Below are 24,980 nucleotides of genomic sequence, written 5' to 3'. Positions count from 1 at the left end.
TCCGAACAAAACAAAGGGGCCTTCGGGCCCCTTTGTCATTTCTGCAGCGCCTTGGCCCGCGCCACCCCGTAGCGCTGCAGCGTTTTCTCGCGCGCCTCGGCATGGTCGACCACCGGCCGGGGGTAGTTCTCGCCCAGCTTGATGCCCGCGGCTTCCAGTTCCACCGGCGATGCCATCCAGGGCGCGTGGATCGCGGCGTTCGAGAGCCCCGCGAGCTGCGGCAGGTAGCGCCGGATGAACTTGCCCTCGGGGTCGAAGCGCTCGCTCTGCGTCACCGGGTTGAAGATGCGGAAATAGGGCTGCGCGTCGCAGCCGCTGGAGCTGGCCCATTGCCAGCCGCCGTTGTTCGAGGCCAGCTCGAAATCGTTCAGGTGCAGCGCAAAGTAGCGCTCGCCGCGGCGCCAGTCCAGCCCCAGGTCCTTGCAGAGAAAGCTCGCCACCACCATGCGCAGCCGGTTGTGCATGTAGCCGCTCTGGTTGATCTGCAGCATGGCCGCGTCCACCAGCGGGTAGCCCGTGCGGCCCTGGCACCAGGCCTCGAACAGCTGGTCGGCGTGCTTGCCGTGGTGCCACTGGATCTTGTCGTACTCGGGCCGGAAGCTCTTCGATTCGCCGCCCGAGTGCACGTGCGGGAAGTGCGCGAGGATCTGGAAGTAGAAATCGCGCCAGATCAGCTCGCTGAGCCAGGTCGCCGCGCCCGCATCGCCCTGCAGCGAGAGCTGGTGCGCCACGCCTGCCAGCTGCCGCACCGACACCGTGCCGAAGCGCAGGTGCACGCCCAGGTAGCTCGGCCCCCGCACCGCCGGAAAATTGCGCGCCGCGTCGTAGCGGTCGATGCGCTGGAAAAAGTCTTCGAACAGCGCCGCGGCGCCGCTGCTGCCGGTCGGGATCTCGAGCGCCGAAAGGTTGCTTTTCCCGAAGCCGATCTCCTCCAGCGAAGGCACCGGCGCCCGGTAGGCCCCGGGCGGCGGCGCCAGCGCGTCGGCATGGGTGCGAACCTGGTAGGACTTCAGGAAAAAGGAGTCGACCTTGGCCAGCCAGCTGCGCTTGTAGGGCGTGAACACCGTGTAGGGCTGCCCCGTCTTGGTCAGCACTTCGTCGCGGTCGAAGACGGTCGAATCCTTGAAGGTATGAAAAGTAACGCCCGCATTGGCCAGGGCGCCGAGCACCTGGGCATCGCGCGCCAGCGCGTCCGGCTCGTCGTCGCGGTTGGCAAAGACGGCCTGCACGTCCAGTTCGTGCGCCAGCGCCGGGATCTCGTCGAGCGCGGCGGCGTGGCGCACGATCAGCCCGCCGCTGAGTTCCTGCAGCCCGGCGTCCAGCTCCACCAGCGATTCGCGGATGAATTCCACCCGCCGGTCGATGCGGGGCAGGGGGTCCAGGATGGCCCGGTCGAACACGAACACGCACACCACCTGGCGGCAGGACCGCAGGGCGTGGTAGAGCGCCGCGTTGTCGTCCACGCGCAGGTCGCGGCGAAACCACATGAGCCCCTTGGGATAGGTCTTGTCGACGGCCAGTAAAATCGGCGGCATATGGCTGCCGATTCTGCCCCGATGAACCTCACGCATCATTTCCTGATTGCGATGCCGGGGATGGAAGATAAAACTTTCAACCGCAGCGTCGTCTACCTCTGCGAGCACAGCGAGCGCGGCGCGCTGGGGCTGGTGATCAACAAACCCAGCGACATCAACCTCAAGGAGCTGTTCGAGAAGATCGAACTGCGCCTCGTGCGCCCCGAACTCGGCAACGCCCCGGTCTTCCAGGGCGGCCCGGTGCAGACCGAGCGCGGCTTCGTGCTGCACGAGCCGGTGTTCTCCCATGCCGAAAAGCCCGAGGAATCGGTCTATGCCTCGACCATGACCATTCCCGGCGGGCTCGAAATGACCACCTCCAAGGACGTGCTGGAGGCCCTGGCCACCGGCGCGGGGCCGCGCAAGGTGCTGGTGTCGCTGGGCTATTCGGCCTGGGGCGAGGGCCAGCTGGAGTCCGAGCTGGCCGAAAACAGCTGGCTCACCGTGGGCGCCGACCCGGCCGTGATCTTCGACACGCCGGTCGAGCAGCGCTACGACAAGGCGCTGCTGCTGCTGGGCCTGGAAGCCTGGAAACTCTCGCCGGAAGCGGGGCACGCGTGATGGCCGACGCCATGCCGGACGCTCCCGAACCCTCCGCTTCTTCTTCCGTTTCCGTTCCTGTCGCCGTTCCCGCGCACTTCCAGAGCTTTTTGGCCTTCGATTTCGGCCTGAAGCGCACCGGCGTCGCCAGCGGCAACCGGCTGCTGGCCACCGCCACCCCCCAGGCCACCATCAAGGCCGAGGGCGATGCGCGCTTTGCGCTGGTGGAGGCCCGCATCAAGGAATGGCAGCCCGACGCGCTGGTGGTCGGCGTGCCGTACCACCCCGACGGCGCCCCGCACGAGAACACCCGCCGCGCGCAGAAGTTCGCGCGCCAGCTGCGCGGGCGCTTCAACCTGCAGGTGTTCGAGGTGGACGAGCGCTACAGCACCACCGAGGCCCTGGCCTCCGGCGCACGCGACGCCGATGCCGCCTCCGCCTGCATCATCCTGGAACAATTCTTGAGGAGCATCCCGTGAGTCCAATACCCGATGCCGAAGCGCTCTACAAGGAGCTGCTCGAGGGCGTGAAATCGCTCATGCGCCCCGCGACCCGGCTGGTGGGCATCACCTCCGGCGGTGCCTGGCTGGTCGAGCGCATGCACAAAGACCTGGGCCTGGCCGGCGCGCCCGCCGTCATCTCGTCGGCCATGCACCGCGACGACTTCGCGCGCCGCGGCCTGTCGGCCAGCGCGCAGACCTCGCTCCCATTCGACGTGAACGGCGCCGACGTGCTGCTGCTGGACGACGTGCTCTACACCGGCCGCACCATCCGCGCGGTGCTCAACGAGCTGTTCGACTTCGGCCGCCCGGCCTGCGTGCGGCTGGCCGTGCTGGTCGACCGCGGCGGGCGCGAACTGCCCGTGGCGGCCGATTTTGCGGCCGCAAAACTCACGCTGCCCGACACGCAGTTGCTCGCCCTCGCGCGTGCAGACGACGGCGCCTTCAGCCTCAAGGTCGAGGAGAACCGTTGATGCTCTACAAGCGAAATCCGCAACTCAACAAGAACGGCGAACTGATCCACCTGCTGTCGATCGAGGGCCTGCCCCGGGACATCGTCACGCACATCCTGGACACCGCCGCCAACTTCACCAGCGTGAGCGACCGCGAGGTCAAGAAGGTGCCGCTCCTGCGCGGCAAGAGCGTGTTCAACCTGTTCTTCGAGAACAGCACCCGCACCCGCACCACCTTCGAGATCGCGGCCAAGCGCCTGTCGGCCGACGTCATCAACCTGGACATCGCGCGCTCCTCGGCCACCAAGGGCGAGTCGCTGCTCGACACCATCGCCAACCTGAGCGCGATGGCGGCCGACCTGTTCGTGGTGCGGCACAGCGAATCGGGCGCGCCCTACCTCATCGCGCAGCATGTGGCGCCGCACGTGCATGTGGTGAATGCCGGCGACGGCCGCCATGCGCACCCCACGCAGGGGCTGCTCGACATGTACACCATCCGCCACTACAAGAAAGACTTTGCGAACCTCACGGTGGCCATCGTCGGCGACGTGCTGCATTCGCGCGTGGCGCGCTCCGACATCCATGCGCTCACCACGCTGGGCTGCGCCGAGGTGCGCGTGGTCGGTCCCAAGACCCTGGTGCCCGGCGACATGGCCGGCATGGGCGTGCGCGTGTGCCACACGCTCGAAGAGGGCATCAGGGACTGCGACGTGATCATCATGCTGCGCCTGCAGAACGAGCGCATGAGCGGCGCGCTGCTGCCCTCGTCGCAGGAGTTCTTCAAGACCTACGGCCTCACGCCCGAGAAGCTGCAGCTGGCCAAGCCCGACGCCATCGTCATGCACCCCGGCCCCATCAACCGCGGCGTCGAGATCGACTCCGCCGTGGTCGACGGCAAGCAGAGCGTGATCCTGCCCCAGGTCACCTTCGGCATCGCAGTGCGCATGGCCGTGATGAGCATCGTCGCAGGAAACGAAGCATGAGCAGAACACTGATCACCAACGGCCGCGTCATCGACCCCGCCTCCGGCACCGACAAGAAAGCCGACATTGCCATTGCCGACGGAAAGGTCGCCGGCATCGGCGCCGCGCCGGCCGGCTTCGAGGCCGACCGCACCATCGATGCCGCCGGCTGCGTCGTGGCGCCCGGCCTTGTCGACCTGGCGGCGCGCCTGCGCGAACCCGGCTACGAGCACGAAGGCATGCTCGAAAGCGAAATGGCCGCGGCCATTGCGGGCGGCGTCACCAGTCTCGTGTGCCCGCCCGACACCGACCCCGTGCTCGACGAGCCCGGCCTGGTCGAGATGCTCAAGTTTCGCGCCGAGAAGCTGCAGGGCGCGCGCCTGTTCCCGCTCGGCGCGCTCACGCGCAGCCTGGCCGGCGGCGTGCTCACCGAGATGGCCGAACTCACCGAAGCCGGCTGCATCGGCTTCAGCCAGGCCGACGTGCCGCTGGCCGACACGCAGGTGCTGCAACGCGCGCTGCTCTACGCCAGCACCTTCGGCTACACCGTGTGGCTGCGCCCGCAAGACCGCGACCTGGGCAAGGGCGTGGCCGCCAGCGGGCCGCTGGCCACGCGCCTGGGCCTCTCGGGCGTGCCGGTGTCGGCCGAAACCATCGCCATCTTCACCATCGTCGAGCTCATGAAGAGCACTGGCGCGCGCGTGCACCTGTGCCGCATCTCCAGCGCCGCGGGCGTGGCGCTGGTGCGCGCGGCCAAGGCCCTGGGCCTGCCGCTCACCTGCGACGTCAGCATCAACTCGCTGCACCTTGCCGACACCGACATCGGCTTTTTCGACAGCCGTGCGCGCCTGAATCCGCCGCTGCGCCAGCAGGGCGACCGCGATGCGCTCTCGGCCGCGCTGGCCGACGGCACCATCGACGCGCTGGTGTCCGACCACACCCCCGTGGAGGCCGACGCCAAGACCCTGCCCTTTGCCGAAGCCGAGCCCGGCGCCACCGGGCTCGAACTGCTGCTGCCGCTTGCGCTGAAATGGGGCGAGCGCAGCGGCGCCGGCCTGCCGCGCGCGCTGGAGGTCATCACCTCCGCGCCCGCGCGGCTGCTCACGGCCGCCGATGCGGCCACCGGCATCGGCGCGCTCGCCGTGGGCGGCGTGGCCGACCTGTGCATCTTCGACCCCGCCATCGAGTGGCAGGTGCAGCCCGATGCGCTCAAGAGCCAGGGCAAGCACACGCCGTTCGCGGGCTACCCGCTGCAGGGGCGCGCGCGTCACACCCTCGTCGGCGGCCGTGTAGTCCACGGATGATTGCAAAGAGGGCCCGCATCCCGATGGTCCATTCACTGAAGGCCTGCTGGCGCCTGCTGCATGCGGCGGCACACGCGCTCGGCGGCTGGTGGACCATCCGCTTCGCCTTTCCGCGCATGACCCCGCCAGAGCGCAACCTGCGCGTGCAGCAGTGGTCGCGCCGCCTGATCGAGATCATGGGCGTGAGGCTCGAGGTGCAGGGCACGCCGCCGGGCGAGGGGCCGGTTCTGCTCATCTGCAATCACCTCTCGTGGCTCGACATCAGCGCCATTCATGCCGCGTGCCACGTGCGCTTTGTCTCCAAGTCGGGCGTGAAGCACTGGCCGCTCATCGGCACGCTGTCCACCGGCGCGGGCTCGCTCTACATCGAGCGCGAGCGCCGGCGCGACGCCATGCGCGTGGTGCACCACATGACCGCGGCGCTGCAGGCCGGCGACCGCATCGGCGTGTTCCCCGAAGGCACCACCAGCGACGGCCAGGGCCTGCTGCCCTTCCATGCCAACCTCTTGCAGGCCGCCATCTCATCCGGCGCGCCGGTGCTGCCCGCCGCGCTGCGCTTTGCCGACGCGGCCACCCGCGAGACCAGCCAGGCGCCGCGCTACATCGACGACGACAACCTGCTCACCTCGCTGTGGAACACGCTGCGCGCGCCGCCGCTCCTGGCCATCGTGCGCTTCGGCGAGCCGCAATCCTCGCTCGGCCGCGAGCGCCGCGCCTGGGCCCAGTCGCTGCGCGAAGACGTGCAGCAGCTGCGCCGCCAGACGCACTGAGCCGCCCCGCCCACAGCCCCGGCGCGCCCAAAAAAAAGCGCTCCCGAAGGAGCGCTTAACGACGCACGAATGCGCCGTGAGGAGGAAACCGGGACTGGTTTTTTCTTCTCGTTCTTCAAAGAATGCCGAAGATCTTCAGGCCGATGATCACCACCAGCGGCACTCCGCAGAGCCAGAGAATGATGCTTTTCATGATCCGCGTCTCCGTTGAGTAGATAGGCCCCTACCTTGGACACGCGCGCGGCCGCCGCGTGCGGGAGAAACCAGTCCATGCGCGTGGGCGGGTGCCTACAGTCCGCCCCTAGTTGTCCAGCCGCCAGGCGCCGGCGGGCTGTCACCAGACGATCGCCTGGGTAAACCCGAACCCCGATTTTTTGCACGCTTCCGCTTGCCTGCCAGTTGCCGGGCAATACGCGGGAAAACATGCGTGAACTACTGCCTTCGCCAATCGCGGCCCCGCCCATAACCTCCGCCGCGTGCTGCAACAGCCAGCACCCCCCATGGCCATGAACAGGCGGAACGCTCTCCGAAGCGCATCGCCTTGGCCCCCACTTTTTCTGAAGAGAGTCAAGGCGATGAACACATCCTATCGAAGTGTCTACAACGAGGCGTTGGGTGCCTGGGTTGCAACAAGCGAACTCAGCACGGCCCGGGGCAAGAAGTCTTCGTCGGGCGCCACGCTGGTTGCCGCGCTGGTGGCCACGGCGGCATTGGGGGGTTCACCGTTCGCGTGGGCGGCCAATGAGTGCGGGGTGGACGCGGCGGGGGCGGACACCGTCACTTGCGGCGCCGGCGCGAGCTTTCCTGGCGGTATCAGCTACATCAACTCCGACGGCCTGACGCTGACCCTCGAATCGAACAGCGCCGGACCTGTTGCGGCGCCGGCCATTCAGCTGCAGTCGTCGGGCACCAACGCCAACAACCTGACCGTGAATGGCAACCGGTTCAACGGCGTCACGGCGACCGGCGCCGGGAACCACGGCATCTATGTGAACAGTGCGGGCACCGCAGGCGATGCCGCCGTGATCACGGGCCTTGAAACGCTTCCTCGCACGGTCACCACCAACGGATCGGACGCCGCCGGCATCTACAGCCGCGTCAGCAACCCGGTGGGTACCGGTTCGGCCACGGTCCTGTTGCAGGAGGGCGGAGTTGTCATCAACACCTCCGGACAGAATGCCGTGGGCATCAGGGCCATCAACGAAGGCCTGGGCAATGCCGACATCAATACGACCTTCGCGGATGTCACCACGACAGGCACAGCGGCGCACGGCGCGTATGCCGCCGTGACCAATACCGGCAGCACGGCCAATTCCGCGATCACGGTGAACAGGGGCGGTGGTTTCAACACCGCGGGCGATGGCAGCTACGGCCTCTATGCTCACAACCTGGGGCTCGGCAGCACCGAGGTCTACTTTTCAGGAGCTGGTCTGGCCGATATCAAAACGACCGGCCTGGGCTCCCCGGGCATCGTGGCTTTCGGCGCCAATCCTTCCGGAACCGGCTCGGTGAGCGTCTATACCGATGGCCACGTGACAACGTCCGGAAACAACAGCTACGGCTTGCAGGCCGTGTCCGACGGACTGGGCACGGTCAGTGCCGTGAGCGTCGGAAGCATCAATACCACCGGCAGCAGCGCCGTGGGGCTCTACGGCCTCATCAACAACCCTGCGAGCACCGCCACTGTTTCCGCCGCTGCCGACAACGGAAGCATCACGACGGCCGGGACCAACGCCCCGGGTGTGTTGAGCCTGAACCGGGGCCTCGGCGATGCCGTGGCAACCTCCAACGCAAGCATCACCACCACAGGCAATACCAGCAGCGCGCTCGTCGCACAGGTGGCCAATGCCACCAGCCCCGGCACGGCGACAGCCACCAACATCAGCGTCATCAACACGGCCGGCGCGACAAGCCATGGGGTCTTTGCCCTCAACCGAGGCCTGGGCGCAGCCAATGCGAGCCTGACGGACGGCTCGGTCACGACGACGGGCGCCAGCAGCGATGCCGTCAGGGCCGAGGTTTCCAACGTGGCCAGCCCATCGGCCGCCACCGCCCTCATGTCGGGCGTTGCCATCAGCACCTCCGGTCCGTCGTCATTCGGCGTCTCGGCCATCAACAGCGGCCTGGGCAATGCCGACGTCCAGGTCACCGCTGGAAAGATCGACACCGTGGGCTCGAGCGCCTATGGTGCATATGCCACGATCAACAACGCGAAAAGCGCGGCGGATGCCACCCTCACGATGACGGCCGGCCAGGTCACCACTACGGGCACGGGCAGCAGCGGCCTCGTCGCGCAAAACTACGGCTTGGGCGATGTCCAGGTCACCGTCTCGGGCGTATCCAGCGTGACCACTGCCAGCGCGGTGGGCGTTTCTGCCACGTCGAACAACACCGGCGGATCGGGCACGGTGGACGTTGTGGTGAGCGGCGCCAGCGTGTCGGCCGGCGGGGACTTCAGCCATGGCGTTCTCGGCAGCACCAACGGCCTGGGCGCGGTGAGCATCCTGAACGAAGGCGGGACCATCTCGACCACGGGGCAATACGCCACCGGTGTGCGGGGCGTGATCAGCAACCCGTCGAGCACCGCCGCGGTCACCACCACCAACACCCAGGTCGGCAATGTCGGCACGATCACCACGACCGCCGACAACGCGCTGGGCATGTACAGCCTGAACAATGGCCTGGGCAATGCGGTGGCAACCTCGACCGGCGGCATCACCACGTCGGGTGCCTCCAGCAGCGCGCTGGTGGCGCAGGTCGGCAATGCGGCCAGCAGCGGAACCGCGACGGCCAGCAACATCGACGGAGCGATCTCTACCGGCGGGTCGGCCAGCCATGGCGTTTATGCCCTCAACCAGGGCCTGGGCGAGGCGAGCGCGGCCATGAGCGGCGGAACGATCTCTACCGGCGGACTCGCCAGCCACGGCATTTATGCCCTCAACCAAGGCGTGGGCGTGGCGAGCGCCGCCATGAGCGGCGGCACCGTCACGACGCAGGGCGACTCGGCCATGGGCCTCTTCGCGCGCGTCAGCAATCCCGCCAGCGCCGCGGCCACCACCGCCACCCTGGACGGCGGAGATATCACGACCTTGGGCGCCGGTGCCTACGGCCTCTACAGCCTGAACGAAGGACTGGGCGCAGCCAATGCGGCCTTGTCCGGCACAGGTGTCGTGACCACGAGCGGCGACGGTTCCCACGGCGTCGTCGCGCAGGTCGCCAACACGGCCAGCACGGCGGCCGCGACGGCCAGCATGAGCGGCGGCGCCCTGACGACACTTCGCGCCGACTCCTTCGGCCTCTACAGCCTGAACCAGGGCCTGGGCGCTTCCAACGCCACCCTGGCGGGCGGCGACATCGCTACCAACAACGTCCGAAGCTACGGCGTGCTCTCGCAGATCGACAACGCCGCCAGCACCGCGACCGCCACCGCCACCGTGAGCGGCGGCACTGTCACCACATCGGGCGACGCTTCCACGGGCGTGGCGAGCATCACCGCCGGCACCGGCGTGGCCCTGGTGCAGATGAGCGCCGGCACAGTGGAAGCCGTCGCCGTCAATTCCGACGGCCTGCTGGCTTCGAGCGCCGGAGGCACCTACCAGGTCAGCCTCACCGGCGGCAGCGTCAAGAGCGGCGCTGGCCTGGCCGCCGGCATCCACACCGCAGCGGCTGGCGGCGGCACCATCGATATCGGCGCCGCCGCCACCGTCGACGGCGCCTACTCGGGCATTGCCATCCGCGACGGCGACCCTGCGCGTACCGGCACCGACACCCTCGGCGGCAACGCCACCGTCACCACCGCCGGCACCGTCACCGGCGACGCCATCCTGGGCCTGGGCCACGACAGCTTCAGCCTCACCGGCGGCAGCTACACCGGCAGCATCTTCGGCGACGACAAGCTCGCCAGCGCCAGCGACGGCAACGACCGCTTCACCTGGACCGGCGGCACCCTCGCGGGCGGCTTCTACGGCCAGAACGGCTCCGACACCGCGCTCGTCTCCGCCCCCGGCTACAACGCCAGCCAGATGCTCGACGGCGGCGACGACGTCTCCGCGGCCGACGGCTGGGTCGACACCCTCACCCTCAAGGGCCTCACCGTCACCGCCGGCGGCGACACCCTGCGCAACTGGGAGACCCTCGTCCTGGACGACACCCGCCTCACCCTGGCCGGCAACCCCCTCACCGTGGGCGCCGGCGTGGACGCGAGCGGCAACCCCATGGGCCTCGTGATCCAGCCCACCGCCAGCGTCTTCATGGGCCAGCCGGCCTTCACGATCAATGGCGACGTGCACAACGCCGGCCAGATCGACCTGCGCACCGCCACCCCCGGCAACGTGCTGAGCCTGTACGGCAACTACGCCGGCACCAACGGCATCGTGCGGCTGAACACCTCGCTGGGCGGCGATGCCAGCGCCACCGACAAGCTCGTGGTCAACGGCAACACCAGCGGCACCACCCGCGTGTTCGTCACCAACGTGGGCGGCGCCGGCGCAGCCACCGTCAACGGCATCCAGGTGGTGCAGGTCAGCGGCAGCTCCAGCGACGGCAACTTCACCCTGGCCGCCCCCGTGCAGGCCGGCGCCTACGAGTACGGCCTGCACCGCGGCGGGCGCACCGATGGCGATGCCAACAGCTTCTATCTGAGCAGCACCTACAACACGCCGGTGCCTGCACCGGCCCCGGCTCCTGCACCGGCCCCTGCGCCGGCACCCGCACCGGCCCCCGGCGCGAGCCCTGCGCCAGCACCGGCACCGGCCCCTGCCGCCGCCCCCGTGCCTGCGCCTGCGCCCATTCCCGTGCGCCCGCCCGAGGTGCTGCGCCCCGCGGTCGCCGGCTACGCCATGGGCCCCATGGCCAGCACCGAGCTCGGCCTGAGCCTGCTGGGCAGCCTGCACAAGCGCGTGGGCGAGCAGCAGAGCCTCAAGTGGGACCACTGCGGCTGCGGCGATGCCGCCCCCGGCGACCAGGCCTGGGGCCGCGTGCAGGCCAGCCGCCTGAACGTCGATGGCCAGAACCAGTTCGGCTTTGCGCAGAACCAGAAATTCTTCCAGGTCGGCAAGGACCTGATGGTGCGCTACAGCCCCGAGGCCGGCGACAAGTCGCGCAGCCACACCGGCCTGAGCCTGGGCTACGGCAACGCCGGCGCCGAGTTCAGCGACCGCCGCCGCGAGGCCGCCGGCATGGGCGCCTACACCGGCCGCATGAAGGCCGAGATGCTCACCCTGGGCGCCTACCACACGCGCTACGCCGACAACGGCAGCTACCTGGACCTGGTCGGCCAGCTGCACCTGGCGCGCAACCAGTACACCGACAAGTACGCCGACAAGGCCACCCAGCGCGGCGCCGGCCTGGGCCTGAGCGCGGAGGTCGGTCGCCCCTGGCAGATCGGCGACAGCCAGTGGCTCATCGAGCCGCAGGCCCAGCTGACCTACCAGGCCACGCGCTACCGCGGCTTTGCCGACCGCGTCTCGGCCGTGGACGGCTTCACCAGCCAGAGCCTGCGCGCGCGCCTCGGGGCACGCCTGGCCTGGAACGACAAGGCCGAGCGCGCCGACAAGCTCACGCGCACCAACACCTTCTACGTCACGGCCAACCTGGTCCACGAGTTCCTCGATCCCGAGACCGTGACCGTGGGCGGCACCCAAGTGCGCGAGCAGTGGGGCAAGAAGACCTGGGCCGAGCTGGGCCTGGGCGCGCAGCTGCCCTTGTCCAAGTCCACTTACCTCTACGGCGGACTGCAGTACCAGCGCGCGCTGGGCGGCGGCGGGCGCGACGGCTTCGCGGGACAGGCCGGCGTGCGGGTGTCCTGGTAAGCGGCCGGCTGGAAGAAACACACATCGACATCACCATGAACACAGCAGCATTCAACTCCACGACAGCCACCACGGCCACCGCCCTGGTCCTTCTTCTCCTGGCGGGCTGCTCCAGCCTGCACGACGAGCGCTACAGCTGGTGCCAGGCGCAGGACTGCCGGCCCGCGCCGGTGGTCACGCAGGCGCCCAAGCCCGTGCCGCCACAGCCCGTGCCCCGGCCCGCCCCCCGGCGCGTCACGCTCAGCGCCGATGCGCTGTTCGCCTTCGACCGCTCGGGCCCGGCGGACATCCTGCCCCGGGGCCGCATCGAGCTGGACCGGCTGGCGCAGCAGCTGCGCGCCGAGGGCGTCGAGGTGCAGAGCCTCGTGATCACCGGCCATGCCGACCGGCTGGGCAGCGCCGCCTACAACGAGCAGCTGGCGCTGCGCCGCGCGGCGACCGTGCGCGATTACCTGCAGGGCGCAGGTCTCGCGATGCCGATGCAGGTGCGCTCCATGGGCGAGCGCGAGCCGGTGACCACCGGCTGCAAGGGCACCGCAAGATCGCCCGCGCTGGTGGCCTGCCTGCAGCCGGACCGCAGGGTGGTGGTGGATATCCTGGGGCAGGCGCCAGGCCAGTAGCAGAGAGGGCTTATAGGCCCTAAGCACTCAGCAACACTACTTACGGAGGGGCTGCCCACCCGCACCGGCTTTGGGCGCCCATAATCTGCCTCCGGCCGCGCCAGAGGTCGCTCCAGCGCCAAGGCTCCTTCCACCCATGGAGCCTCGCGCGCACTCCCTTTTTCTGGCTTCTCGGGATGACATCATGAGCGTATTGCAGATGTTTCTACCGGCGTCCGAACCAGCGCGCAGCGAGGCCCTGGAGCTCCTGCGAAAAACCCATCATCTGCCCAGACACCTCGTGAGAGCCGTCGGCCGCAAAGGCCCCGCACCCATCGCCATCGTCGGCCCCGTGCAAGCCCAACAGCAGCAGGCCGCGCCGCAAGATTTGCAGGGGCAGGCTGCGCCGGGGAGTTGAGAACTGCCGGCGCTTCGTCTTCGGGCCCCTCCATCGCATTCAGTCAAGTCTCAGCCGCAGGCTCGGCGCGGCCACCTGGTCGCGCCCCTGATTCGCGGCTCTACACTCGCCTGAACTTGCGAAGGAGCCTGCGTGCCGAATTTCAGTAGCGATTGGTTCAGTGGAAATATTCCGGCCTGGACGGGCTTCTTTCATCGATGGCAGGAGAGCCCCCGGACCGCAATCGAAATCGGTTCGTATGAAGGGCGCTCGTCCGTTTGGCTTCTTGAGAACGCGCTCGCTCACCCAGAAAGCAAGCTGTTCTGCGTCGACGTTTTCGCGGATGCCGAGGCCCCCGACAGCTATTGGTCCCGCTTCAAGCAGAACGTCGTCGACTCGGAGCACGGAAGCAAGGTGGAGGTCCATCGGGGCTACTCGTTCGACTTTCTTTCTCACTTTGTCGTGAGTGGCCGCAAGGTCGATTTCGTCTATGTGGACGGCTCCCATCGCGCGGCCGACGTGCTCGAAGACCTGATCCTCGCGTTTCGCGTGCTCAAGCCCGGCGGTCTCCTGATCTGCGACGACTATCTGGGCGGCGCCGGCAAGGGACACGAGCTGACACTCGGTTCGCCAAAGATCGCCGTCGATGCATTCACCACCATCTACAGAGACCGCCTCGAAATCATTCCGGGCCAGCCGCTCTATCAGCTTGCAATGAAAAAGCACGGCGACCGGAATGACGACGATCCCGCGTCGCGAGGCCTGGGGGATTGAAAGCTTCTCCCGTCACTCGCAATCGACCGCACCATTCTTCAGCGCGGCAGTCGCACCACGAAGGACGTTCCTTCCTCCGCCGAGGACGACACGGTGATCGTGCCGCCGTGGCCTTTCACGATTTCCCGGGCGATGAACAAGCCCAAGCCCAGGCTCGTGGCAGGGCGCTCGTGGGGCTCTGATTCCTTGGACACCACCTGCACGAGCGGGTTGAAGATCACCTGCATCGAGTCGGCCGGAATCGGCGTGCCACGGTTCTTGACAGTCAGGATCGCATCCTGCCCCTGGACATGAACCGCCAGCATCACCGGAAAGGCGGGGTCACCGTGCTGCACGGCGTTGTTCAGAAGATTGCTCAGAACCTGGCGCATGCGCGCTGCGTCCATGTCCAGTGCCACCGCAGGCGCAATGTCGGCCTCCAGTTTGCGCAATGGGTAGGCGGCGCAGACCTGATCGAAGGCGTGTTCGCACAACAGGCTGAAATCGCCATGCTGTGGCGTGACCTCGATCCCGCGCCCGAGCCGGGTGCGGGTGTATTCGAGCAGATCGGTGATCATCTCGCTGATCGACGCGATGCTCTGCTTGGCGATACGTAGCGCGCGTTCATTGGGCTTGCCATCGACAACGTGGCCCAGCAGATGCACGCAGGAGTTGAGCGCGCCCAGCGGGCTGCGAAGATCGTGCCCAAGCACCGCAAGAAAGGTGTCCCGTGAGCTGGCCATGTGTTCCGAGTAGGTGAGCATGGCTTCGGCAAGGCCTTGGTCGATCCCTTCATTGAACCGGACGACTTCTTCGAGCACCGCCGCGTCGACCGTGCCGACATGGGTCATCCACAGGCGCAGCACCGACGCACGCAGGGCGCGGTACTCGGCACCGAGTTGACTCAGGTCAAAGCCGACGCGCTGGCGCAATGTTCCATGAACGGCGGCAAACGTCGCCTTGATGCCCGGCTCGGCAAGGCCCTTGGACTTTGCCTCGCGCTCTTCTTCGGACTGGCTCGATTCCATCTCCCCGGCGATCGCCAGGAGGATCTCATGCGCGTGATCGCGCAGTTCGGCAACCGACATCGTCTCCGCGGGGGGAATCATGGTGCGCGCGAACATCTCCCACTCCACCAAGATCAGTTCGATGTTGTCTTTGATGAATTGGCTGAGGCGCATCGGGCGAGTATGCGCTTTGTAGGAGAGCTCCCACAGGCGGGCCGTCTCGGACACGTGGTGCTTGGGCTTGGACAGAGAGAGAGCGACGGGTTTTGGAGATCGACACCATCCATATGGATGGTGGTAGGATGTCCTATGCCATCCAAAATCGCCATTGCACCGCCACCCGCCAAGGCGCCCGGAGTCCGAGAAGATCACCATCAACATGGGCTTCGTCGACCTGGGCAACATCGACCTGCTCGTGGCGGAGGGCTTCTATTCGAACCGCACGGACTTCATTCGCACGGCCATCCGAACCCATCTGTCGACCCATGCCGACGTGCTGCGCCAGGCCGTGACACGCAAGATGCTGGTGCTGGGCCTGCAGAGTTTTTCGGTCGCAGACCTCGAGGCCGCCCGCGCCGCCGGCGAGAAGCTGCAGATCCGGGTGCTTGGCCTTGCGGTCATCGATCCGGCTGTCAGTCCCGCGCTCGCCAGCGCGACCATCGATTCGCTGACCGTGCTCGGTGCGCTTCACGCCTCGCCCGCCGTCAAGGCGGCGCTGGCAGGGCGCATCCGCTAGGTTTTCAACCAATTTTCCGGACCCCACCATGAATCCACTTTTCGCAGGCCTGATGGACAAGGCCGCCCATCTCACGCGCCACGGGCGCCTGGCCGAAGCCACCGAGGCCATTCAGCGCGCACTGCGCAGCGGTGCAGCGCCGCAGCCCCCGGCGCCCGAAGGACCGAACCCGCCCAAGGCCGACGCGGACATCATCGAGGTCGAAGCCCGGGTGATCGACGTGGAGCGCCCGAAGCAGTCGCCCCGGCCGGCAGAGCGCACCGAACAATGGGCGAGGGGCACCTTTTCGCACCAGGGCCGCACCATCGACTACATGCTTTTCGTCCCCGGGCCAGCCGCGGAGCAGCGCGAGACGCCGCAGCCGCTGGTCGTGATGCTTCACGGGTGCACCCAGAACGCGGCCGACTTCGCGGCCGGCACGCGCATGAACGAGCACGCACGTGCCTGCGGCGCGATGGTGCTCTATCCCGAACAGGCGCAAAGGGCCAATGGGCAGAAGTGCTGGAACTGGTTCAAGTCCCAGCACCAGCAACGCGGCCGCGGCGAACCCGCGCTGTTGGCTGCGCTGACCCAACACATCACGCAGCAGCAGCACGCAGACCCTCGCAGGGTCTACGTGGCGGGCCTGTCCGCAGGCGGCGCAATGGCCGATGTCCTGGGCCATTGCTATCCCGATGTCTTCGCCGCCGTGGGCGTGCATTCAGGTCTTCCACACGGTGCCGCGCAGGACGTGACATCGGCGCTGAGCGCGATGCGAACAGGCCCGGCGCGGGCCTCGGCCAGTACAACCGCAACGCGGCCACCGACCATCGTTTTTCATGGCGACGCGGACACCACCGTTCATGCCAGCAACGGGCTCGCCATCCTCGCGGGGGCGACCCCGGGCGAAGTCAAGGAAGGCCAGTCGCCCTCAGGCCGGCGCTTCACGCGAACGCTCTATCCCGCGTCGAAGGCCTGCGGAGATTCCGAGCATTGGCGTCTCCACGGCACGGGCCATGCGTGGTCGGGTGGAAGTGCGAACGGCAGTTATACGCAGCCCGAAGGCGTGGACGCGAGCCGGGAGATGCTGCGGTTCTTTCTTGGGCATCGGTTGGGCGAGAAGCGCGAGGGCGGGCAGCCTGCATAGCCAGCGCCTGGACAGCAGCAAGTTGCCTTGCCGCCGGCCTTGATTTTTCTTCGAAGACTTCGAGGCAAATTCCTACCTGGCATCGACCGCCCTAGCCAGAGCATTCCGTCTTTTAAGCACCAACATGCTCAGAACAATATTGGGAGTCGCGGTGAGCCCTTTGGTGGCGATTGCCTTGTTCAGCGCGGGCATGCTCACTGCGGTAGCGCATTTGCTTGCCTTGCCGGGGTTGTATCTGTGGGAGCGCTATTTGGAGCGAAGTCCATTTGCAGGTGGCTCGAAGCGACGATCGCCTTGAAGGAGATCGACGGCATGTGAGCTTGCTGGTGCTTCGACAGGAATAGAAAATCGTCCAGAAAGCCGCGTGAATGCTTGGTTTTCGGATTACTGATTCGTAAAGTACCGACCAAAATACCGACAAAATTCCATCCGTCATGGCCTGTCGTGTTTTAGGGACACGAGCGTTACCGCCCGGAGTTCCTCGAGAAGCTTGACCGAAGGGCCGGGCAGCATGCCTGCCCGCCTCCGGAAAGCGGTCAAGATTCTTTTGTCGCTTGCGCCGGGGATGTCGAGGGCATCGATCAGTCCGGCCTTTCGCTCCGCGTCGTACATCGGCGCCGGCATCCATCCAAGAAAACCCGAGTGGCCGATCAAGCTCTTGAGCGCCATCACCGAACGGGTCTCGACGACCACGTTGGGCAGCGCAAGGTTCTGCCGCGCAAACACGCTCTTCATGTGCTCGAAGGGTCCGGTTCCCTTTGGAAGGATCGCCCAGCGCTCGGAAAGCGTGTCTGACAGCTTCAGCTTCGGTTTCTTGCGCAGAGGGTGGTGACGGCCCGCGACGACGTAGCTGGTGTCTTCCCATCGGCAGTCCTTGACGGCAACGATCTCGCCCGTGTCCTCGGTGTCGACCCCGAGCGCGAGGTCGATCTCGTGCGAGACGAGCGCGTCCGCCAGCCGATCCCACACGCCTTCGATGATCTGAACCTGAAGGTTCGGCCATTTCTTGCAAGTCCGGCCGATGGCCAAGGGAAGCACAAGGCAAGCGATGCTCCCGACTGCACCGACGCGGATGGTGCCCTTCGCCAGCCCGAGCATGGCCTTGATGTTCTCGCTTGCGTGCTCCGATTCACGCTGCAGCAGCAGTGCATGCGGCTGCAGCGCGCGGCCCACATCGGTGAGCTGCATTCCCTTCGAATGGCGCTCGAACAGCGGTGCGCCGGCTTGCTCCTCCAATCTGCGAATCGTGCGGCTCAGCGCAGGTTGAGTGATGTTCAGCGCATCGGCCGCTCGCCCAAGGCTGCCCGACGAAACGATGGCGTTGAAAGCGACGAGCTGTTGCAGATCGAAAGTCATGCACGACGGTAATGACTTTTTCTCGAAAAGGCAATTTTCAAGATGGGTGTGCGGTTTCACACTCCCGCCATCGAGACAGCATTGCGAGTTCGCGGTGCACAGCAGGAGAGCACGAAATGACCGCACCCGTACCGCACGCCGTCGTCGCAACGGCCACGCAGCCCGCAACAAACACCACCACCGTCCGCGAGGCCGTGTTCGACTTGATGCGCCGCTTCGGAATGACCTCCGTGTTCGCGAATCCGGGGTCGACCGAGCTTCCGATGTTCCGCGACTTCCCGAGCGACTTCCGCTACATCCTCGGTCTGCAGGAAGCCTGCGTGGTCGGCATGGCGGACGGCTATGCGCAGGCGACTCGAAACGCTGCGTTCGTGAATCTTCACTCGGCGGCCGGCGTGGGCAACGCCATGGGCAACATCTTCACCGCCTACAAGAACCGCACGCCCATGGTGATCACGGCCGGGCAGCAGGCGCGTTCGATCCTTCCCTTCGACCCGTTCCTGTCTTCGGCCCAGGCGACCGAACTGCCGAAGCCCTACGTCAAATGGAGCATCGAGCCCGCCCGTGCAGAAGACGTGCCGCTTGCGATCGCCCGGGCCTACTACCTGGCCATGATGCCGCCTTGCGGCCCGGTCCTGGTGTCGGTGCCCGTCGACGACTGGGACCAACGCGCAGAGTTGGTTCCGACCCGGGTCGTGAGCACCCGAACGCGTGCGGAGCCCGAACTGATCGCCCGGATCTCGGCTGCGCTGGAAGCAAGCGAGCGCCCGGCATTCGTGGTGGGCGCTGCAGCCGACCGGGACGGCGCGTGGAACGAAGTCGTCGCACTGGCAGAGGCTCACAACGCACGCGTGTGGGTCGCTCCGATGTCCGGGCGCTGCAGCTTTCCGGAAGACCATCGCTTGTTCGCCGGCTTCCTTCCGGCAATGCGCGAGCGGATCGTCGAATTGCTCGACGGCCACGATCTCATCGTGGCCATCGGCGCGCCGGCCTTCGCTTATCACGTCGAAGGTGCGGGACCCCATGTGCCTGCCGGCGCAGCCCTCTGCCAGTTGACCGAGGATCCCGATACGGCCGCCTGGGCGCCTGTCGGCATCTCGGCAGTCGGCAGCATCCGGTTGGGCGTGCTCGACCTGCTGGCCCTGCCGCCGAAGAAGACCCGTCCGCTTCCACTCGCGAGAAAGGCCGCGCCGCGCGCAGAGCCGACGCCGTTGATGTCGGTAGCCTATGTGCTCCAGACGCTCGCCGAAGCAAGAAGGCCGGAAGACATCGTGGTCGAAGAGGCACCGAGCGCAAGGCCTGTGATGCAGGCCCATCTGCCCTTCACGCGCAGCGAAACCTTCTACACGATGGACAGCGGCGGCCTCGGCTACGGCATGCCCGCGTCTGTGGGCGTTGCCTTGGGCAAACCGGGAGGCCGGGTCATCTGCCTGATCGGTGACGGATCCAGCATGTACTCCATCCAAGCGCTTTGGAGCGCGGCGCAGAACAAGCTGCCGATCACCTTCGTGATCCTGAACAACCGCCGCTACGCCGCACTCCAGGACTTCGCACCGGTATTTGGCTTTTCGCCCACCGATGTCGTGCAGGGCACCGAACTCCCCGACCTGGACTTCCAGTCGCTGGCCAAAGGGATGGGATGCGCGGCATTGCGCGTGACCGATCCGGCCGATCTGCGCAAGGCACTCGACGAAGGCTTGTCCAGTGACACGCCATGCGTCGTGGAGGTCCGGGTCGCCTGACCCCAGCCAATCACTCCCGTTCCAACGGCCGACGCATTCTTTCAAACCACCCTACGGAGACAAGCCGATGAAGATTTCGATGTTGATCAATGGCGAGCCCACGAACGCTCGCAACGGCGCAACCTTTGAGCGGCGCAACCCCCTGGACGGCAGCGTGGCAACGACCGCGCCCGCGGCCACGACGGAAGACGCCGTTGCCGCCGTGGATGCCGCGGCCGAGGCCTTCAAGACCTGGTCGACCACCGGGCCCGGCGAACGCCGCGCGCTGCTCATGAAGGCTTCGCACGCGCTGGAAGCCAAGGCAGAGGCCTTCGCCGCAGTCGTCGCGGCCGAGACGGGCGCATCGGCAATCTGGGCAGGCTTCAACGTCCACCTGGCGGCAGGCATGCTGCTGGAGGCCGCGTCGCTCACGACCCAGATCAGCGGCGAAGTCATCCCTTCGGACGTACCGGGCAATCTGGCGATGGCCGTGCGGCAGCCGGCCGGCGTCGTTCTGGGCATTGCGCCCTGGAACGCGCCCGTGATCCTGGCGGTGCGTGCCATCGCAACGCCCCTGGCTTGCGGCAATACCGTCGTTCTCAAGGGCAGCGAAATCTGTCCAGCCACGCATGGGTTGATCGTCGAGGCGCTGCAAGAGGCCGGCTTCCCCAAGGGCGTGGTGAACTTCGTGACCAACGCGCCTGCGGACGCTGCTGCGGTCGTCGAAGCGATGGTGGCGCATCCTGCCGTCCGACGCGTCAATTTCACGGGCTCGACCCACGTCGGCAAGCTCATCGCCGCCACCTGTGCCAAGTACCTCAAGCCCGTTGTGCTCGAACTCGGCGGCAAGGCCCCCCTGGTCATCCTGGACGATGCCGACGTCGATGCCGCCGTCAACGCAGCGGTGTTCGGTGCATTCGCCAATTCCGGACAGATCTGCATGTCGACCGAGCGCGTCGTGGTCGACGAAAGCATCGCCGATGAATTCGTCGCCAAGCTCGGTGCAAGGGCTGCGAGTCTTCCGCTGGGCGACCCGCGGCTGGGACCCGTGGTGCTTGGTTCGGTGGTGGACATGGGCACGGTCAACCGCTGCAACGCGCTGATCGACGATGCGCTTTCCAAGGGCGCCACGCTCGTCACCGGCGGCAAGGCGAAAGACACGCTGATGCCCGCGACGCTGCTCGATCACGTCACGTCGGAAATGCGCATCTTCCGGGAGGAAGCTTTTGGCCCCGTGAAAGGCATCGTTCGCGTCAGAGGTGTCGAAGCGGCCATTGCTTGCGCCAACGACAACGAGTACGGCCTTGCGGCCGCGGTGTTCGGCCGGGATGTGGCGCGAGCCATTCAGGTGGCAGGGCGCATCGAGTCGGGCATCTGCCATGTGAATGGACCCACGGTCCACGACGAAGCACAGATGCCGTTCGGTGGCGTCAAGGGCAGCGGTATCGGCCGCTTCGGCGGAAAGGCCGGCGTGGACGCCTTCACCGAACTGCGTTGGCTGACCGTGCAGACCACGCCGCGCCAATACCCCTTCTAGGCAACGCACGAGCGCACAAGCGTCCTTGTCGGACGCCATGTCACCTCGGCGATGCGCCGAGGTGAACGAGCCGCTGCATCCCGATTTTTAAAACTGGAGACAAGAAATGAAGTTTTGCTCGATGAGCCGCCGGCTTCTGGCCTGCACCCTGATCGGCCTGGGCGCCGCGCCTTTCGTCGCGCTTGCACAGGATCAAAAGCCGATCGAATGGGTCGTTGGCTATGCCGCTGGCGGCGGCTCCGACACCGTGGCACGAACGATTGCCGAGGAGATGGGCAAGTCGTTGAAGCGCACGATCATCGTGAACAACAAGCCTGGCGCCGCGACCAACATCGCCGCTGACTACGTTGCGAAATCCAGAGACTACGGGAACATCATGTTCACCGCCGACTTCGCCACGCTCGCGGCCAATCCGGCGCTGTTCGCCAAGCTGCCCTACGACGCGGAGAGAGACTTCGTGCCGGTCGGCATGCTTGCGCGATTTCCGCTCTTGCTTGTCGTTCATCCGAGCAACCCGGCCAACAACCTGAAAGAGTTCATCGCGTGGGCCAAAGCCAACCCGAACGGTGCGAACTTCGCATCGGCGGGTGCCGGCAGTCCCCAGCACCTGGCCGCGGAGCTGTTCAAGGAACGCACCGGTCTCGCGCTGCAGCATGTGGCCTATCGCGGCGGCGCACCGGCGGTCATCGACCTCGTGGGCGGCCAGGTTCCCTTCGCGCTCATGGACAGCGCCACGGTCCAGCAGTACGTGATGTCGGGCAAGCTCAAGGCGCTTGGCGTGGCCAGCAAGGAACGCCTGAAGAACTTCCCGGACATCCCGACGCTCTCCGAGCAGGGGCTGGCCGGTTTCGATGCGTCTGCCTGGCAGGGCCTGGTCGTTCCCAAGGGAACCCCGCCCGAGACCATCGCCGCCCTGAGCAAGACGCTGCAGGCCGCGCTCGCCTCCACGCCGGTGAAGGCGCGGCTGGAAACGTTGTCGCTCGAAGCATTGCCGGGTACGCCGGAGCAGATGACTTCTTACGTGCGTGCGGAGCGCGACCGATGGGGCGCGGTGATCCGCAAGAACCAGATCCGCCTCGACTGAAGGCCCAGGTCATGAAAACGCAAGTCGCAATCATCGGAGCAGGCCCTGCGGGGCTGATGCTCTCCCACATCCTCCACCTCCAGGGCATCGAGTCGATCGTCCTGGAGACGCGCAGCCGCGAGGCCATCGAGGCCACGATCCGCGCCGGTGTGCTGGAACAGGGCACCGTCGATCTCATGAAAGAGATCGGTGTGGGCGCCCGCATGGAACGCGAGGGCTTTCGGCATGAAGGAACGATCCTGCGTTTCGACGGCATCGACCGCCGCATCGATTTTCCGGAACTGACCGGCGGCAAGGCCGTGATGGTCTACGCCCAGCACGAGGTCATCAAGGATCTGGTGGAAGCGCGCCTGGCTTCGGGCGGCGACATCCGGTTCGAAGTGTCGGACGTGAGCCTGCATGGGCTGGAGTCCAAGTCGCCGAGCGTTCGCTTTCGGCAGCCCGGTGGCGAACTGCAAACCATCGAGGCCGATTTCGTTGCCGGCTGCGACGGCACGCAAGGTGTCAGCCGGCCCTCGATTCCGCAAGGCGTGTTGAAGGGCTTCGAGCGACTCTATCCATTCGGCTGGCTTGGCATCCTCTGCAAGGCGCCGCCCTCATCCGACGAGTTGATCTACGCACTGAGCGACCGCGGCTTTGCGCTCGTCAGCACCCGTTCGCCCGAAGTGCAGCGCATGTACCTTCAATGCGAGCCTACGGACAAGATCGAGAACTGGTCGGACGACCGCATCTGGAGCGAGTTCCGCGCGCGCCTGGCAACTCGCGACGGCTGGGCTCCCATCGAAGGCGAGATCTTCAGCAAGACCGTTGTCGGGATGCGCAGCTTCGTGACCGAGCCGATGCAGTACGGCCGTCTTTTCCTGGCGGGGGATGCCGCGCATGTGGTCCCTCCAACGGGCGCAAAAGGGTTGAACCTGGCGATAGCCGACGTGCGGGTTCTTGCGCGTGCTTTCGCGGCGTTCTACAAGTCAGGCCGGGAAGACCTTCTCGAACGCTACGGCGACACCGCGCTGCGACGCATCTGGAAGGCGCAGCGCTTCTCCTGGTGGATGACCTCGATGCTGCATCGCTTCCCGGGTGCCGATGACTTCCAGCACAAGGTGCAGATCGCGGAACTCGACTACGTCACGGGCTCGCGCGCCGCTTCGGCTGCCCTGGCAGAGAACTACGTTGGGCTGCCATTCGACGAACTCGTCGACTGATTCGTACATCACCGCCCATCAAGAGGCGGCAGCCAATCGTTGGCACTGCACACCCTGAGCGCCGGGCAATGCCGGGCGCTCCATCTGGAGACAAGACATGAACCATCATTTTTCGTTGGCGCTCGACGAGCCGTCCAACTTGCGGGGGCGCCCATGAACACCGCTACTGCTCCCTTCAAAGGCAATGCAGACATCGGCAGGCTACTGGACGACGGCGCCTACACAACCATGCAGAAGGTCGTGGTTTTCCTGGCAGCCCTTTCGATCGTGATGGATGGGTTCGATGGACAACTCATCGGTTTCGCGATTCCATCGATGATCAAGGAGTGGGGCATCACGCGCGGAGCCTTCGTTCCGGCTGTGGCGGCGGGCCTGGTCGGCATGGGCATCGGAAGCGCTTGCGCGGGCCTGTTCGCCGACCGTTTCGGCCGGCGGATGGCTGTCATCGCAAGCGTTTTCCTGTTCGGCACCGCTACCTGCGCGATTGGTTTTGCGCCCGACGTGTTGACCGTCGCGGTGCTTCGATTCATCGCCGGCCTGGGCATCGGCGGCGCACTGCCGAGCTCGACCACGGTCACCGCCGAGTTCACGCCTGCCCGCCGCAGGACGCTTGCCGTGACAGCGACGATTGTCTGCGTACCCCTCGGCGGCATGCTGGCAGGCCTCTTCGCCGCGGAAGTGCTGCCGGCCTTCGGATGGCGCGGATTGTTCTTCATCGGCGGCACTTTCCCGATGGCCCTGGCGGTGCTCCTGCTCTTCACGTTGCCGGAGTCGCCGCGGTTCCTCGCCCGCCATCCGGCGCGCTGGGGCGAGCTGAGCAGACTGCTTGGACGCATGGGCCGCCCCATGGCTCAGGACGTTACCTACACCGATGTCGCTGAACAAGTCGTCGAAAGGCGCGCTGGCTTCTCCGCACTCTTTTCAAACGGCCTGGCCCGCGACACGCTGGCGACCTGGGCTGCGTTCTTCATGTGCCTGACTGCCGTGTACACCGCCTTCAGTTGGCTGCCGACGATGCTGGCGTCGGAGGGGCTTTCGATGGCGGTCGCCGGCTCGGGACTGACGGCATACAACCTCGGAGGCGTGATCGGGGCGCTGGCCTGTGCGGTGGCAATAACCCGCTTTGGATCTCGCTGGCCGCTGGTCCTGTGCTGCGCCGGTGCCGCTGCAAGCGCGTTCGCCTTGCAGACCCTGAACGTGGGAAAGGATACAAACCTGCTCATCTTCGGATTCGGCGTGCACGGCATGTTCGTGAACGCCGTGCAGTCCACCATGTACGCGCTGTGCGCATTCATGTACCCCACCAGCGTGAGAGCGACGGGAACTGCATCCGCATTGGCGTTCGGGCGCCTGGGAGCCATCCTGAGCGCCTTCGCGGGAGCTGCGGTGATCACGGCAGGCGGAGCCATGGCGTATCTGGCGTTGCTGGGTTCGGCGATGTTCTTCGCCATGGTCGCGCTGCTCGTCGTTCGCCGGCACATTCCCGGGCGCGATGTGCTCCTGCCCCGCCATTCGCGGACGACCGGTGGCCAAACATTTCACGGATGAAG

Annotated in this window: 20 protein-coding genes; 17 read left to right on the top strand and 3 right to left on the bottom strand. The window is 66.5% G+C overall.

Annotated elements, in window-relative coordinates:
- Nucleotides 1–35: 35 nt before the first annotated feature.
- Entirely contained in the window at nt 36–1,535 is a 1,500-nt protein-coding gene (locus ABID97_RS24680; RefSeq protein WP_354401439.1) for a cryptochrome/photolyase family protein, read from the bottom strand.
- Between ABID97_RS24680 and ABID97_RS24675 the strand changes: the two genes are divergently transcribed.
- From ABID97_RS24675 to ABID97_RS24630, 10 genes are all read left to right on the top strand, one after another.
- On the top strand, nt 1,536–2,135 hold the full coding sequence (locus tag ABID97_RS24675; RefSeq protein WP_354401437.1) for a YqgE/AlgH family protein: 600 nt from the start codon (nt 1,536–1,538) through the stop codon (nt 2,133–2,135).
- 11 nt (nt 2,136–2,146) lie between these two features.
- Entirely contained in the window at nt 2,147–2,593 is a 447-nt protein-coding gene (gene ruvX, locus ABID97_RS24670; RefSeq protein ID WP_354401435.1) for a Holliday junction resolvase RuvX, read from the top strand.
- Nucleotides 2,590–3,087: a bifunctional pyr operon transcriptional regulator/uracil phosphoribosyltransferase PyrR gene (gene pyrR, locus ABID97_RS24665; RefSeq protein ID WP_354401433.1), complete on the top strand. Its 498-nt coding sequence runs from the start codon at nt 2,590–2,592 to the stop codon at nt 3,085–3,087. The genes ruvX and pyrR overlap by 4 nt, the downstream gene beginning before the upstream one ends.
- On the top strand, nt 3,087–4,049 hold the full coding sequence (locus ABID97_RS24660; RefSeq protein ID WP_354401432.1) for an aspartate carbamoyltransferase catalytic subunit: 963 nt from the start codon (nt 3,087–3,089) through the stop codon (nt 4,047–4,049). Before pyrR ends, ABID97_RS24660 begins: the two co-directional genes overlap by 1 nt.
- Nucleotides 4,046–5,332 carry a dihydroorotase gene (locus ABID97_RS24655; protein ID WP_354401430.1) on the top strand — a complete coding sequence of 429 codons (1,287 nt, stop codon included), beginning with the start codon at nt 4,046–4,048 and terminating at the stop codon, nt 5,330–5,332. The genes ABID97_RS24660 and ABID97_RS24655 overlap by 4 nt, the downstream gene beginning before the upstream one ends.
- 23 nt (nt 5,333–5,355) lie before the next feature.
- The gene (locus ABID97_RS24650) at nt 5,356–6,102 is read left to right on the top strand and encodes a lysophospholipid acyltransferase family protein (RefSeq protein ID WP_354401428.1); all 747 of its coding nucleotides are present in this window, start codon (nt 5,356–5,358) and stop codon (nt 6,100–6,102) included.
- A 575-nt stretch (nt 6,103–6,677) separates the two neighbouring features.
- Nucleotides 6,678–11,912 (top strand): autotransporter outer membrane beta-barrel domain-containing protein, encoded by a 5,235-nt coding sequence (locus tag ABID97_RS24645; protein WP_354401426.1) that lies wholly within the window; start codon nt 6,678–6,680, stop codon nt 11,910–11,912.
- Between the two features lie 35 nt (nt 11,913–11,947).
- Nucleotides 11,948–12,532, top strand: coding sequence for an OmpA family protein (locus ABID97_RS24640; RefSeq protein ID WP_354401425.1), 585 nt, complete (start codon nt 11,948–11,950; stop codon nt 12,530–12,532).
- Between the two features lie 184 nt (nt 12,533–12,716).
- On the top strand, nt 12,717–12,929 hold the full coding sequence (locus ABID97_RS24635) for a hypothetical protein (protein ID WP_354401424.1): 213 nt from the start codon (nt 12,717–12,719) through the stop codon (nt 12,927–12,929).
- 132 nt (nt 12,930–13,061) lie between these two features.
- Nucleotides 13,062–13,682, top strand: coding sequence for a class I SAM-dependent methyltransferase (locus tag ABID97_RS24630; RefSeq protein ID WP_354401423.1), 621 nt, complete (start codon nt 13,062–13,064; stop codon nt 13,680–13,682).
- Between the two features lie 38 nt (nt 13,683–13,720).
- On the opposite strand, the gene ABID97_RS24625 is transcribed toward ABID97_RS24630, so the two are convergent.
- Nucleotides 13,721–14,842: an ATP-binding protein gene (locus ABID97_RS24625; RefSeq protein WP_354401422.1), complete on the bottom strand. Its 1,122-nt coding sequence runs from the start codon at nt 14,840–14,842 to the stop codon at nt 13,721–13,723.
- Between the two features lie 205 nt (nt 14,843–15,047).
- Here ABID97_RS24625 and ABID97_RS24620 point away from each other — a divergent pair, with 205 nt between their 5' ends.
- Together ABID97_RS24620 and ABID97_RS24615 are read left to right on the top strand one after the other, a co-directional pair.
- Nucleotides 15,048–15,404 carry a ribbon-helix-helix domain-containing protein gene (locus ABID97_RS24620; RefSeq protein ID WP_354401851.1) on the top strand — a complete coding sequence of 119 codons (357 nt, stop codon included), beginning with the start codon at nt 15,048–15,050 and terminating at the stop codon, nt 15,402–15,404.
- Nucleotides 15,405–15,432: 28 nt separating this feature from the next.
- Complete coding sequence (locus ABID97_RS24615) at nt 15,433–16,530, top strand: extracellular catalytic domain type 1 short-chain-length polyhydroxyalkanoate depolymerase (protein WP_354401421.1); 1,098 nt, start codon at nt 15,433–15,435, stop codon at nt 16,528–16,530.
- Nucleotides 16,531–16,962: 432 nt separating this feature from the next.
- On the opposite strand, the gene ABID97_RS24610 is transcribed toward ABID97_RS24615, so the two are convergent.
- Nucleotides 16,963–17,886: a LysR family transcriptional regulator gene (locus ABID97_RS24610; protein ID WP_354401420.1), complete on the bottom strand. Its 924-nt coding sequence runs from the start codon at nt 17,884–17,886 to the stop codon at nt 16,963–16,965.
- Between the two features lie 116 nt (nt 17,887–18,002).
- Between ABID97_RS24610 and mdlC the strand changes: the two genes are divergently transcribed.
- The 5 genes from mdlC (at nt 18,003) to ABID97_RS24585 (ending at nt 24,978) form a co-directional block, all read left to right on the top strand.
- Nucleotides 18,003–19,628: a benzoylformate decarboxylase gene (gene mdlC / locus ABID97_RS24605; RefSeq protein WP_354401418.1), complete on the top strand. Its 1,626-nt coding sequence runs from the start codon at nt 18,003–18,005 to the stop codon at nt 19,626–19,628.
- 67 nt (nt 19,629–19,695) lie between these two features.
- Entirely contained in the window at nt 19,696–21,144 is a 1,449-nt protein-coding gene (locus ABID97_RS24600) for an aldehyde dehydrogenase (protein ID WP_307599164.1), read from the top strand.
- A 121-nt stretch (nt 21,145–21,265) separates the two neighbouring features.
- Entirely contained in the window at nt 21,266–22,228 is a 963-nt protein-coding gene (locus tag ABID97_RS24595) for a Bug family tripartite tricarboxylate transporter substrate binding protein (protein ID WP_354401417.1), read from the top strand.
- Between the two features lie 11 nt (nt 22,229–22,239).
- Entirely contained in the window at nt 22,240–23,430 is a 1,191-nt protein-coding gene (pobA, locus tag ABID97_RS24590; protein WP_354401416.1) for a 4-hydroxybenzoate 3-monooxygenase, read from the top strand.
- 153 nt (nt 23,431–23,583) lie between these two features.
- Nucleotides 23,584–24,978, top strand: a complete 1,395-nt coding sequence (locus ABID97_RS24585) for an MFS transporter (protein ID WP_354401414.1) — start codon at nt 23,584–23,586, stop codon at nt 24,976–24,978.
- The last annotated feature ends 2 nt before the right edge of the window (nt 24,979–24,980 follow it).

Source organism: Variovorax sp. OAS795 (assembly GCF_040546685.1).
Classification (GTDB): Bacteria; Pseudomonadota; Gammaproteobacteria; order Burkholderiales; family Burkholderiaceae_C; genus Variovorax.
The sequence above is the reverse complement of the archived record's forward strand: the minus strand, read 5'-3'. Positions and strand labels throughout refer to the sequence as shown.